The 12,424-nt window shown below is 58.6% G+C and carries 13 protein-coding genes and 1 pseudogene; 12 read left to right on the top strand and 2 right to left on the bottom strand.

From position 1 onward, the window contains the following. Nucleotides 1–81 precede the first annotated feature (81 nt). From pspA to ABLU67_RS02955, 9 genes are all read left to right on the top strand, one after another. Nucleotides 82–750 carry a phage shock protein PspA gene (pspA, locus tag ABLU67_RS02995; RefSeq protein WP_004121203.1) on the top strand — a complete coding sequence of 223 codons (669 nt, stop codon included), beginning with the start codon at nucleotides 82–84 and terminating at the stop codon, nucleotides 748–750. A gap of 50 nt (nucleotides 751–800) precedes the next feature. Beyond that, nucleotides 801–1,025: an envelope stress response membrane protein PspB gene (gene pspB / locus ABLU67_RS02990; protein WP_004101459.1), complete on the top strand. Its 225-nt coding sequence runs from the start codon at nucleotides 801–803 to the stop codon at nucleotides 1,023–1,025. Beyond that, on the top strand, nucleotides 1,025–1,384 hold the full coding sequence (gene pspC / locus ABLU67_RS02985; protein WP_004850207.1) for an envelope stress response membrane protein PspC: 360 nt from the start codon (nucleotides 1,025–1,027) through the stop codon (nucleotides 1,382–1,384). The genes pspB and pspC overlap by 1 nt, the downstream gene beginning before the upstream one ends. Before the next feature lie 19 nt (nucleotides 1,385–1,403). After that, nucleotides 1,404–1,634, top strand: coding sequence for a phage shock protein PspD (pspD, locus tag ABLU67_RS02980; RefSeq protein WP_004101464.1), 231 nt, complete (start codon nucleotides 1,404–1,406; stop codon nucleotides 1,632–1,634). A 33-nt stretch (nucleotides 1,635–1,667) separates the two neighbouring features. Next, the gene (gene pspE, locus ABLU67_RS02975) at nucleotides 1,668–1,982 is read left to right on the top strand and encodes a thiosulfate sulfurtransferase PspE (protein WP_014229028.1); all 315 of its coding nucleotides are present in this window, start codon (nucleotides 1,668–1,670) and stop codon (nucleotides 1,980–1,982) included. Nucleotides 1,983–2,070: 88 nt separating this feature from the next. Further along, on the top strand, nucleotides 2,071–3,468 hold the full coding sequence (locus ABLU67_RS02970) for a YcjX family protein (RefSeq protein ID WP_348852153.1): 1,398 nt from the start codon (nucleotides 2,071–2,073) through the stop codon (nucleotides 3,466–3,468). Next, nucleotides 3,465–4,526, top strand: coding sequence for a YcjF family protein (locus tag ABLU67_RS02965; protein WP_265810913.1), 1,062 nt, complete (start codon nucleotides 3,465–3,467; stop codon nucleotides 4,524–4,526). Before ABLU67_RS02970 ends, ABLU67_RS02965 begins: the two co-directional genes overlap by 4 nt. Before the next feature lie 285 nt (nucleotides 4,527–4,811). Then, complete coding sequence (gene tyrR / locus ABLU67_RS02960) at nucleotides 4,812–6,353, top strand: transcriptional regulator TyrR (protein WP_004850219.1); 1,542 nt, start codon at nucleotides 4,812–4,814, stop codon at nucleotides 6,351–6,353. A 116-nt stretch (nucleotides 6,354–6,469) separates the two neighbouring features. Then, on the top strand, nucleotides 6,470–7,525 hold the full coding sequence (locus ABLU67_RS02955; protein WP_348852152.1) for an AbrB family transcriptional regulator: 1,056 nt from the start codon (nucleotides 6,470–6,472) through the stop codon (nucleotides 7,523–7,525). A gap of 45 nt (nucleotides 7,526–7,570) precedes the next feature. On the opposite strand, the gene tpx is transcribed toward ABLU67_RS02955, so the two are convergent. Next, the gene (tpx, locus tag ABLU67_RS02950; protein ID WP_004850226.1) at nucleotides 7,571–8,077 is read right to left on the bottom strand and encodes a thiol peroxidase; all 507 of its coding nucleotides are present in this window, start codon (nucleotides 8,075–8,077) and stop codon (nucleotides 7,571–7,573) included. A 101-nt stretch (nucleotides 8,078–8,178) separates the two neighbouring features. On the opposite strand from tpx, the gene ycjG reads away from it, so the two are divergent. Further along, the gene (ycjG, locus tag ABLU67_RS02945) at nucleotides 8,179–9,144 is read left to right on the top strand and encodes an L-Ala-D/L-Glu epimerase (RefSeq protein ID WP_004850227.1); all 966 of its coding nucleotides are present in this window, start codon (nucleotides 8,179–8,181) and stop codon (nucleotides 9,142–9,144) included. Here ycjG and mpaA read toward each other — a convergent pair. Continuing rightward, nucleotides 9,135–9,848, bottom strand: coding sequence for a murein tripeptide amidase MpaA (mpaA, locus tag ABLU67_RS02940; protein WP_004850230.1), 714 nt, complete (start codon nucleotides 9,846–9,848; stop codon nucleotides 9,135–9,137). The genes ycjG and mpaA overlap by 10 nt on opposite strands. 189 nt (nucleotides 9,849–10,037) lie before the next feature. Between mpaA and ABLU67_RS02935 the strand changes: the two genes are divergently transcribed. Both ABLU67_RS02935 and ABLU67_RS02930 read left to right on the top strand, forming a co-directional pair. Next, nucleotides 10,038–11,654, top strand: a complete 1,617-nt coding sequence (locus ABLU67_RS02935; protein ID WP_048261863.1) for a peptide ABC transporter substrate-binding protein — start codon at nucleotides 10,038–10,040, stop codon at nucleotides 11,652–11,654. A 484-nt stretch (nucleotides 11,655–12,138) separates the two neighbouring features. Then, a pseudogene (locus ABLU67_RS02930) lies at nucleotides 12,139–12,309 on the top strand (FAD-dependent oxidoreductase); the annotation flags it as partial. Nucleotides 12,310–12,424 lie beyond the last annotated feature (115 nt).

Genomic DNA, 12,424 nt, shown 5'->3' with positions numbered 1-12,424 from the left:
TAAGATAAAAACTTGGCACGGCATTTGTATTAGTCATGGCACAGGCCGGTGCCTGATACCAGAACTATGAGGATTGAAATTATGGGTATTTTTTCTCGTTTTGCCGACATCGTGAACGCCAACATTAACTCTCTGCTGGAGAAAGCGGAAGATCCGCAGAAGCTGGTTCGGCTGATGATCCAGGAGATGGAAGACACGCTGGTTGAAGTCCGTTCGACCTCGGCGCGGGCGTTGGCTGAAAAGAAACAGCTGAGCCGTCGTATTGAACAGGCCGTTGCCCAGCAGGCGGAATGGCAGGAAAAAGCCGAACTGGCGCTGCGTAAAGAGAAAGAGGATCTGGCCCGTGCGGCGCTGATCGAAAAGCAGAAGCTGACCGACCTTATCGGCAGCCTGGAAAACGAAGCGCAGCTGGTTGATGAAACGCTGGCGCGGATGAAAAAAGAGATTGGCGAGCTGGAAAACAAACTCAGCGAAACCCGCGCCCGTCAGCAGGCGCTGATGCTGCGTCATCAGGCTGCAAGCTCCTCCCGCGACGTTCGCCGTCAGCTGGACAGCGGTAAGATTGACGAGGCGATGGCGCGTTTTGAATCGTTTGAACGCCGCATCGATCATATGGAAGCCGAAGCCGAAAGCCACCGCTTCGGTAAAGATAAATCGCTGGATCAGCAGTTCGCCGATCTGAAAGCGGACGATGAAATCAGCGAGCAGCTGGCGGCGTTGAAAGCCAAAATGAATCAAAATAACCAGTAATATCTTCGGGCGGCACCAAGACGTGCCGCCGCCATCAGCAAGGAGTTCACATGAGCATGCTTTTTCTCGCCATCCCTTTGACGTTGTTTGTGCTGTTTGTTTTGCCGGTCTGGCTCTGGCTGCATTACAACAACCGCACCGCCAGCGGCAGCCTATCGCAGAACGAACAGCAGCGCCTGCTGCAGCTGACCGATGACGCGAAGCGTATGCGCGAGCGTATTCAGGCGCTGGAGGCGATTCTTGACGCTGAGCATCCGAACTGGAGAGAGAAATAATGAGCGGACTGGATCTGAGTAAAAAACTGTGGCGCATTCCGCAGCAGGGCATGGTGAAAGGGGTTTGCGCCGGCATCGCGCAGTACCTGGACGTGCCGGTTAAGCTGGTGCGCCTGATTACCGTACTGGCAATGATTTTTGGCCTGTTCCTGTTTGTGGTGGTGGCCTACATCATTCTCTCGTTTGCGCTGGATCCTATGCCGGAAAGCGAGCTGTATGGTGAAAAAACGCCGAGCAGCGGAGAGCTGTTGGCCGCCGCGGATAAGGAGCTGGCAGCAGGGGAGCGTCGTCTGCGTGAAATGGAACGCTACGTCACTTCCGACACCTTTTCGCTACGCAGTCGTTTTCGCCAGCTATAACTGAAAGTTGAGGTTAATAATGAACATGAAATGGCAGCAGGCCGGGCAAAAAGTCAAACCGGGTCTGAAAATCGCAGGCAAGCTGGTGCTGCTCACCGCGCTGCGCTACGGCCCGGCGGGCGTCGCAGGCTGGGCGGTAAAATCCGTCGCGCGTCGGCCGCTGAAAATGCTGCTGATGCTTGTTCTGGAACCGATGCTCAGCCGGGCGGCGCAGCGGTTTTCTAAACGTCGCGGATGGCGTATGTTATGAGTGCCTAAAAACTCTCTCTATCAGGATGATAAAATGCGAAAACTGCTTCTGGGTTTAGCGCTGGCCATGGCCTTACCCGTCTTCGCGGCGGAGCACTGGATTGACGTCCGCGTTCCGCAGCAGTATCAAAAAGAACACGTCGACGGGGCGGTGAATATCCCGCTGGCGGATTTAAAAACGCGGATTGCGGCTGAAGTACCGGATAAAAACGATACCATTCACGTCTATTGCAACGTTGGCCGGCAATCTGGCCAGGCTCAGCAGATGCTGAGCGAAATGGGCTACACGCAGGTGGTGAATGCCGGCGGCCTCAGTCAGATCGCCAGGCCGAAAAGCGCCAGCAAATAATCTTCAGCCCCGTCGCAGCGGGGCTATTGCACTTTATGATTAGCCCTCATGTCTATTTCCCTCGTTCTTCAGGCTCAACAGGATGGCGATGAAGCGACTCAAAACAGAATTTAATGCGCTGGTGAATCGTGGGGTTGACCGGCATCTTCGCCTGGCCGTCACCGGCCTTAGCCGCAGCGGCAAGACCGCCTTTATCACCGCGCTGGTAAATCAACTGCTCAATATTCACGCCGGGGCGCGGCTGCCGCTGCTCAGCGCAGCGCGTGAAGAACGCCTGCTGGGCGTCAAGCGCGTCCCGCAGCGGGATTTCGGCATTCCGCGTTTTACCTATGACGAAGGGCTGGCCCAGCTGTACGGTCAGCCGCCGGTCTGGCCAACGCCCACCCGCGGCGTCAGCGAAATCCGCCTCGCTCTGCGCTATCGCTCCAACGATTCGCTGCTGCGCCATTTTAAAGAGACCTCGACCCTCTACCTGGAGATTGTCGACTATCCCGGCGAGTGGCTGCTGGATCTGCCGATGCTGGCCCAGGACTATCTGACCTGGTCACGGCAGATGACCGGATTACTGCAGGGGCAGAGGGCGGAGTGGTCAGCGCGCTGGCGGCAGCTATGCGAAGGACTGGATCCGCTGGCGCCCGCCGATGAAACCCGTCTGGCGGAGATCGCCGCGGCGTGGACCGACTATCTGCATACCTGTAAGCGCGAAGGGATGCACTTCATTCAGCCGGGGCGCTTTGTGCTGCCCGGCGAAATGGCCGGCGCGCCGGCGCTGCAGTTCTTTCCCTGGCCGGACGTTGATGCCGCCGGTGAAGCTAAGCTGGCGCAGGCGGACAAACAGACCAATGCCGGAATGCTGCGCGAGCGTTTTAAATACTACTGCGAGAAAGTGGTTAAGGGCTTCTACAAAGATCATTTCCTGCGCTTCGATCGGCAGATCGTGCTGGTAGATTGCCTGCAGCCGCTTAATAGCGGGCCGCAGGCGTTTAACGACATGCGTCTCGCGCTGACGCAGCTGATGCAAAGCTTCCACTACGGGCAGCGCACGCTGTTTCGTCGCCTGTTCTCACCGGTTATCGATAAGTTGCTGTTCGCCGCGACCAAAGCCGATCACGTCACCGTCGATCAGCACAGCAACATGGTGTCGCTGCTGCAGCAGCTGATTCAGGATGCCTGGCAGAACGCGGCGTTTGAAGGCATCAGCATGGATTGTCTGGGGCTGGCGTCGATTCAGGCGACGCAGAGCGGCCTTATCGAGGTGAACGGTGAGAAGATCCCTGCGCTGCGGGGGCATCGGCTAAGCGACGGACAGCCGCTGACCGTCTATCCCGGCGAAGTGCCCGCGCGCCTGCCGGGTCAGGCCTTCTGGGAGCAGCAGGGCTTTCAGTTTGAAAACTTTCGCCCGCAGGTAATGGACGTTGATAAACCGCTGCCGCATATTCGCCTTGACGCGGCGCTGGAGTTTTTGCTCGGAGATAAATTGCGATGACCGAACCTTTAAAACCGCGTATCGATTTCGATGGCCCGCTGGAGGTGGAAAAGGCGCAAATTCTGAAATCCGCGCGCGCTTTTGACGGCGCCGATGCGGAGAAGTTCGCTCCTGCGCGGCTCGACGCGCCGGAAGAAGAAGAGGGCGCGGCGGAAGCGGTGGTGGAATCGGTGCTGCGACCTAAGCGCAGCCTGTGGCGAAAGATGGTCAGCGCCGGGCTGGCTATTTTTGGCGTCAGCGTCGTGGCGCAGGGCGTGCAGTGGACGATGACCGCCTGGCAAACGCAGGACTGGATCGCCCTCGGCGGCTGCGCTGCCGGCGCGCTGATCGTCGGGGCGGGCGTCGGTTCGGTGGCGACCGAATGGCGCCGGCTGTGGCGGCTACGCCAGCGCGCCCACGAGCGCGATGAGGCGCGGGACCTGATGCACAGCCATGCGGTCGGCAAAGGGCGCGCCTTTTGCGAAAAGCTGGCCCGGCAGGCGGGGCTGGATCACTCGCACCCGGCGCTGCAGCGCTGGTATGCGGCGATCCATGAAACGCAGAACGATCGTGAAGTGGTGAGCCTGTACGCGCAGATCGTGCAGCCGGTACTGGATGCGCAGGCGCGGCGTGAGATTAGCCGTTCGGCGGCGGAATCGACGCTGATGATTGCCGTCAGCCCGCTGGCGCTGGTGGATATGGCGTTTATCGCCTGGCGTAATTTACGTCTGATCAACCGCATCGCCACTCTGTACGGTATTGAACTGGGCTACTACAGCCGCCTGCGCCTGTTCCGCCTGGTGCTGCTGAATATCGCTTTTGCCGGCGCCAGCGAGCTGGTGCGGGAAGTCGGGATGGACTGGATGTCGCAGGATCTCGCGGCCAGGCTATCGGCGCGCGCGGCGCAGGGAATTGGCGCCGGTCTGCTGACGGCGCGGCTGGGTATTAAGGCGATGGAGCTGTGCCGTCCGCTGCCGTGGATCGCCGACGATAAACCGCGGCTGGGGGATTTTCGCCGCGAGCTGATCGGCCAGCTAAAAGAGACGTTGCAGAAGAGCAAAAGCGGCGCGGAAAAATAAGTCGCTTAAGCATTCCCGGCTTGCGGCGTGAACGCCTTAGCCGGGCTACCGTTTCACAGAAGGCTGTAACCTGTAGCCCGGCTACGCGCAGCGCAAGCCGGGGAGAAAAGCAGAAGCGATGATAGCCGCTTCTCTCATCGTCATTTTTCCTCTGAGCGCATAACTTTACGGCAGAAAGGCCATTTTTCCGCCATACTGTCAATAATTGTTGACAGCTATCTTCACGCCAGCAAATAACTGTCCTATCATTCATCGGTTATTGGCCTCTTTAGGGTGAAAACGCCTATGCGTCTTGAAGTCTTTTGTGAAGACCGTCTTGGTCTGACTCGTGAATTGCTCGATTTACTGGTGCTGCGCGGTATCGACCTGCGGGGCATCGATATTGACCCTATTGGCCGAATTTATCTCAACTTCGCCGAGCTGGATTTCGCCAGCTTCAGCAGCCTGATGGCGGAAATTCGTCGTATCGCCGGCGTCACCGACGTGCGCACCGTGGCGTGGATGCCGTCAGAGCGCGAACATCTGGCGCTCAGCGCGCTGCTGGTGGCGATGCCTGAGCCGGTGCTGTCTCTCGACACCAAAGGAAAAGTCGAACTGGCTAACCCGGCCAGCTGCCAGCTGTTTGGCCAGAGCCAGGAGAAGCTGCGCAGCCACCCGGTCGCGCAGCTGATTACCGATTTTAACGTCCAGCGCTGGCTGGAAAACAGTCCGCAGGAGTCCCACGCCGAGCACGTGGTGGTCAACGGGCAGAACTTCCTGCTGGAGATCACCCCGGTTTATCTCGAAGGCGAACACGGCGAGAAGGTACTGACCGGCGCGGTAGCGATGCTGCGTTCAACGGTCCGTATGGGGCGCCAGCTGCAAACGATGACCATTCAGGACACCAGCGCCTTTAGCCAGATCCTCGCCGTAGGCCCGAAAATGCGCCACGTTGTCGAGCAGGCCCGTAAGCTGGCCATGCTCAGCGCGCCGCTGCTGATCGTCGGTGATACCGGCACAGGGAAAGATTTGCTGGCCCACGCCTGCCATCTGGCCAGCCCGCGCGCGGGGAAACCTTATCTGGCGCTGAACTGCGGCTCCATCCCGGAAGACGCGGTGGAGAGCGAGCTGTTCGGCGACGCCGTTCAGGGCAAGAAAGGCTTCTTCGAGCAGGCTAACGGCGGCTCGGTTTTGCTGGATGAAATTGGCGAAATGTCGCCGCGCATGCAGACCAAGCTGCTGCGCTTCCTCAACGATGGAACTTTCCGCCGCGTTGGTGAAGATCATGAAGTCCACGTTGATGTCCGGGTGATCTGCGCTACCCAGAAAAACCTGGTGGAGCTGGTGCAAAAAGGGCTGTTCCGCGAGGACCTCTACTATCGTCTTAACGTCCTGACCCTGTATCTGCCGCCGCTGCGCGATTGCCCGCAGGACATCATGCCGCTGACCGAGCTGTTCGTGGCGCGTTTTGCCGATGAGCAGGGCATCCCGCGGCCGAAACTCTCCGCTGATTTGAACAGCGTTTTGATGCGCTACAGCTGGCCGGGCAACGTGCGCCAGCTCAAAAATGCGATCTATCGCGCGCTGACGCAGCTGGACGGTTTCGAGCTGCGCCCTCAGGATATTCTGCTGCCGGATCACGACGTCTCCTCGCTGGCGGTAGGCGAAGAAGCGATGGAAGGCTCGCTGGATGATATTACCCGCCGTTTCGAACGCTCGGTGCTCACCCAGCTTTATCGCAGCTTCCCCAGCACGCGTAAGCTGGCCAAGCGTCTTGGCGTCTCGCATACCGCTATCGCCAACAAGCTGCGCGAATATGGTCTGAGCCAGAAAAAGGGCGATGAGTAATGCCCGTCGGCCGGCTGCCTGCGCCGCCGGCCGGCATTTCCAGAAAAGGGAGGGGGACTGGCGTCAAATGAATCGGTATATACTGCGTTTTTACCCTCTTTATGGCAGGCATACGCATGCGGATCTGGCGTAGTCATTTTTTTCAATGGATGAAACTGCTGGCGCTCTCCAGCGCGATCTCTTTTGTGCTGTTCTGGTTTCACCTTCCCGCCGCGCTGCTGCTGGGGCCGATGATTGCCGGCATCAGCCTGAGCCTGCGCGGTGCGGAAATTCGCGTACCCCGTCCCTTTTTTATTGCCGCCCAGGCGATTATCGGCTGCATGATTGCCCGCAGCCTGACGCCCTCCATTTTCGGCGTTCTGCTGGCAAACTGGGCGCTGGTGCTGCTGATTCTCTTTTCCACGCTCGCTATCAGCGCGCTGGCGGGATGGCTGCTGGTGCGCTACAGCGACCTGCCCGGCGCCACCGGGGCGTGGGGGAGTTCGCCGGGCGGCGCCTCGGCGATGGTGATTATGGCCCAGGAGTACGGCGCCGATGTCCGGCTGGTCGCGCTGATGCAGTATCTGCGGGTGCTGTTTGTTGCCGGCGCCGCGGCGCTGGTGGTGCGCGTCGCGCTCGGCGGTGAAGCGCAGGAGATGACTCAGCAGGTCGCCTGGTTTCCGCCGATCAGCCGGCAGCTGCCGCTTACGCTGCTGTTGACGGCGGCGGCGGGGTGGCTTGGGCTGCGGCTGCGCTTTCCTTCCGGGGCGATGCTCTTCCCGATGCTGATTGGCGCGCTGGTGCAGGGAGAAGGCTGGCTGCTGCTCGAACTTCCCGAATGGCTGCTGGCGCTGGCCTATGCCGCCGTCGGCTGGAGCGTTGGTCTAAAGTTTAATAAACAGATTTTCCTGCTGGCGCTGAAAACCCTGCCGCAGATCCTGGCATCGATTATCGGCCTGATCCTGCTGTGCGCGCTGATGGCTTATGGGCTGACGCAGGTTTTGCCGCTGGACTTTATGACCGCCTATCTGGCAACCAGTCCGGGCGGACTGGACACGGTGGCGATTATCGCCGCCGGTACGCGGGCGGATATGTCGTTTATTATGGCAATGCAGACGCTGCGCCTGTTCACTATCTTATTGACCGGCCCGGCGATTGCGCGCTTCATCTCCCGCTATGCGGCGCGGGAATAAAAAAAGCCCCCGTTTAACGAGGGCTTATATTACCTGGCGGGGATATTATGCTTTCAGCGCGGCCAGGGCTGCGTCGTAGTCCGGCTCTTCGGTGATTTCATTCACCAGCTGGCTGTAAACAACCTGGTCATTTTCATCAATGACGACCACAGCACGCGCCGCCAGACCGGCCAGCGGGCCCGCGGAGATAGCGACGCCGTAGTCGGCCAGGAACTGCGCGCCGCGCAGGGTAGACAGAGTGACAACGTTGTTCAGGCCTTCAGCGCCGCAGAAGCGAGACTGCGCGAACGGCAGGTCAGCGGAAATGCACAGCACGACGGTGTTGTCCAGTTCAGACGCCAGCTGGTTAAATTTACGTACCGATGCCGCGCAAACGCCGGTATCGATGCTTGGGAAAATGTTCAGCACTTTACGGGAGCCGGCGAACTGGCTCAGCGCGACGTCAGAGAGATCTTTGGCCACCAGCGTAAACGGCTGCGCTTTAGCGCCTGCCTGCGGAATGGTGCCTTGAACAGAAACGGGGTTGCCCTGGAAATGCACGGTTTGTGACATGGTTATCTTCCTGTTTACATATAGTTAACGTCGCGGCTAGTGTATGACATCCGTCATCAGCACGGCAAATCCTTTTAATACTTACCTGCGAGGTTCAGGGAATGCGAAATCTGCGAGTCTATGAAGAAGCCTGGCCGTTACATACTCCGTTTGTGATCGCCCGCGGCAGCCGCAGCGAGGCAAAAGTCGTGGTGGTGGAGATTGAAGAGAATGGCGTCAAGGGGACAGGTGAGTGCACGCCCTATCCTCGTTACGGAGAGAGTATAGCCTCGGTGATGGCGCAGATTATGGCGATTGGCGAGCAGATTGAACGCGGCGTCTCTCGTGAGCAGATTCAGCACCTGCTGCCCCCCGGGGCCGCGCGTAACGCCGTGGACTGCGCGCTCTGGGACTGTCAGGCGCGCAGCGCGGGTAAGAGCATCGCGCAGCTGTTGGGCGTGACGCTGCCCAACCGGGTGGTTACGGCGCAAACGGTGGTTATCGGCACGCCGGACCAGATGGCGGCGAGCGCGGCGGCGCTGTGGGAAAAAGGGGCCACGTTGCTGAAAGTGAAGCTCGACGATCATCTGATTAGCGAGCGGTTGATTGCCATTCGTGAAGCGGTTCCGCAGGCAACGCTCATCGTGGATGCCAACGAAGCCTGGCGCAGCGATGGCCTGGCCGAGCGCTGTCAACTGCTGGCGGATATTGGCGTGGCGATGCTGGAACAGCCGCTTCCGGCTGGGGCCGATGAAGCGCTGGAGAATTTTATCCACCCGCTGCCCATTTGCGCCGATGAGAGCTGTCATACGCGCGACAGCCTGGCGGCGCTGCGCGGCCGCTATGAGATGGTCAATATCAAACTGGATAAGACCGGCGGTCTGACCGAAGCGCTGCTATTGGCTGAGGAGGCGGAGCGCCTGGGATTTGCGCGGATGCTGGGCTGCATGCTGTGTACCTCAAGAGCGATCAGCGCGGCGCTGCCGCTGGCGCCGCTGGCCCGATTTGCCGACCTCGATGGCCCGACCTGGCTGGCGGTGGACGTTGAGCCGGCGCTGCATTTCAGCACCGGCGTGCTTCATCTTTGAGGATGCCAGTGCAGCAGGTCCGTCATCGCCTGAAGGTATTTATCCGTCGCCTCGTCGGCGGATATCGGCGGGAATTCGGCGGTGATGCAGGGCAGGCCGATATCCGCGCACCAGCTGCCAAAGGAGCCGGGCGTTTCATAGCCGACGCTGCCCACCAGCGGCAGGCTGAACGCCCCGGCAAGCCACTGCCCCAGCGCGCTGTGGCCGGGGTCTTCAATACAGGCCAGCGGATCGTGAAACGAGACCACCCACGCGGGATGGATCTGGTGGATCAGCTGGCACAGCGCCTGGGTTTCCGGTTCTGAACCGGGTTTTTCGCCGGTGAGCAGAACCACATCGCGCTGTTCCGCCGCGCTGTTCCAGCGATAAACCGTTTCGCCTTCTTTCCAGTTTGCCGCCGGAAAATTCCGGTTCAGGTCGATGCCGCGCGCGTTGGCGCGCAGCCCCAGCTGGCAACCGTCCGGGTTGACCGCCAGCACGACATGATGGCGGCGCAGCTCGGGTTTGAGCGTACGTAGCGCGCAGGAGAGGGTGACAATCGATGCGTTTTCATCGCCGTGGGTACCGGCAAGGATCAGGCCGCTGCGGCTATCGGCCAGCGGTGCAGGGAACCACAGCAGCGGCGCGCCGAGGTGGGACTGGCCATAGCGTTGTGTGCCGGGCGGAAAATCACCGCGCTGAGGGCGAGGACGAGAAACGGGCATAGGGCATCCTGTTGTCAGGTTATTTTTCAGCAGTGTTGTGTAAAACCGTCCCGGAATCAAATAGTTTCCAGCGAGGACGAAATCAGCATATATGTCAACTTTCTTTCACAAGCCGTTTGCAATTTCAGGTGATGAAACAAATAATTATCGCACTGCCAGCTCTGGTTTTTTTATTTTAAAGGGGATCTTATGAAGTATCCTGTCACATTGACATGCGGCGCGCTGTGGTTAGCCAGCGTCTCTTCTCTTGCCTGGGCGGCCGATGTCCCGCCGGGCACCGTATTAGCCGAAAAACAGGTGCTGGTGCGGCACATTAAAGATGAACCCGCCTCCTTAGATCCCGCCAAAGCCGTCGGTCTGCCTGAAATTCAGGTTATCCGCGATCTTTTTGAAGGTTTAGTCAATCAGGACGAGAAAGGCAATCTGATTCCAGGCGTGGCGATTCGCTGGCAGAGCAATGATAATCGCGTCTGGACATTTACCCTGCGCGATAACGCCCGCTGGTCCGACGGAACGCCGGTAACGGCGGAGGATTTCGTCTATAGCTGGCGGCGGCTGGTTGATCCTAAAACCACCTCCCCGTTTGCCTGGTTTGCTGCGCTGGCCGGAATCGCCAATGCGCAAAATATTATTGATGGTAAAGCCGCGCCGGATACCCTCGGCGTCACCGCCGTGGACGCGCGTACCTTGCGCGTGCAGCTGGATAAACCGCTGCCGTGGTTCAGCAATCTGACGGCGAGCTTTGCTTTCTATCCGGTACAGAAGGCTAACGTGGAGAGCGGCGACAACTGGACGCGTCCGGGAAGCCTGATTGGCAACGGCGCGTATGTCTTAAAAGATCGCGTGGTGAATGAAAAGCTGGTGGTGGTTCCCAATACGCACTACTGGGATAACGGCAAAACGGTGATCCAGCAGGTCACATTTACGCCCATTAACCAGGAATCGGCGGCCACCAAACGCTATCTGGCCGGCGATATCGATATCACCGAGTCGTTCCCGAAAAATCTGTACCAGAAGCTGCTGAAGGATATTCCGGGGCAGGTCTATACCCCGCCGCAGCTGGGCACTTATTATTACGCGTTTAACACGCAGAAAGGGCCAACCGCCGATGAGCGCGTCCGCCTGGCGCTCAGCATGACTATCGATCGCCGTCTGATGGCGGAGAAAATTCTGGGTACCGGCGAGAAACCGGCCTGGCGCTTCACCCCGGACGTGACCGCAGGTTTTACCCCGCAGCCGACGCAAATCGAGAGCATGAGCCAGGCCGAGCTGAATGCCCAGGCCAAAGCGCTGCTGCAGGCGGCGGGCTACGGTCCGAACCGTCCGCTGAAGCTGACCCTGCTGTACAACACCTCGGAGAACCACCAGAAAATCGCGATTGCGGTGGCTTCCATGTGGAAGAAAAATCTGGGCGTCGACGTGAAGCTGCAAAATCAGGAGTGGAAAACCTATATCGACAGCCGCAATACCGGCAACTTCGATGTGATTCGCGCCTCATGGGTCGGGGATTACAACGAGCCGTCGACGTTCCTGTCGCTGCTCACCTCGACCCACAGCGGTAATATCTCCCGTTTCAACGATCCGGCCTACGACAAAATTCTGACCCAGGCGGCGCTGGAAACGTCGGAAAAGGCGCGCAATGACGATTACAACGCGGCGGAAAAAATCATTATGGCGAAAGCGCCCATCGCGCCGATTTATCAGTACACCAACGGGCGTCTGATTAAACCGTGGCTGAAAGGGTATCCGATAGCCAATCCGGAGGACGTGGCCTATAGCCGCACAATGTATATCCTGAAGCACTGATGCGTACTGACCTCCTGCCAACATCAGGCAACCATCGCTAAACCCACAACTGGCGCGGCTTACAGCGCCAGTGTCTCCTTTCGCATTCTGAGTATCTTCATCCAGGTCGTTTCAGCCCCAAACTCCCACTTTCCGATGCTGTTATTCGTTCAGGATTAAAGCAGTGCCGTCAACTCAGTGAACAACTTTAGCTCGCACGCGTTGCAGGCGTCGCAACGTAATAGTACTGGCACCAGCAACCAGAGGCACGCCTTGCCCGGCTGTTGCTAATACAACAGGCTGTGTGCATCAGTTGGCGCATTCGCAACAGCTCTTGCGCAAGCCTATTTTTTAAAACCATTGATTAACATGAATTAAATAATGCGCAGCCTTTGGCATGATTATCGCTAACACCCATATAACAAAATTAAAATAAGTCTTCGATAAATATCGAATATGGTTATATAGGAAATGGATAATGACGCAGAAAGCTGACGATAATATCAACATATTGGCGTTCTCTCGCCGTAGATTGCTCTCGCAGAGCAACCTTAGCGGAGAAAGCGAGGAATGGCCTGGCGACTATCGGCAGGGAACGCTGCGCCAGCGCTTCCTGCATCATCTACGTAGCTACTGGGATGTGCATCGTTATTGGAAAGCGCCGCAGGTGGCCGATCGTGCTGCCGCCATTGCCGGAGAAACGCTGGCGACGCTGGGTTTCAGCCTGTCCGCCCGATGTCCTGAGTCCTGATTTTTTCCCCTTTTATCCTTTTCATTAATAAGCGTGTGCC

The sequence above is a fragment of the Klebsiella sp. GN_Kp190 genome (genome assembly GCF_040061795.1).
GTDB lineage: Bacteria > Pseudomonadota > Gammaproteobacteria > Enterobacterales > Enterobacteriaceae > Klebsiella > Klebsiella michiganensis.
This window is presented reverse-complemented; position numbering and strand designations above follow the sequence as displayed.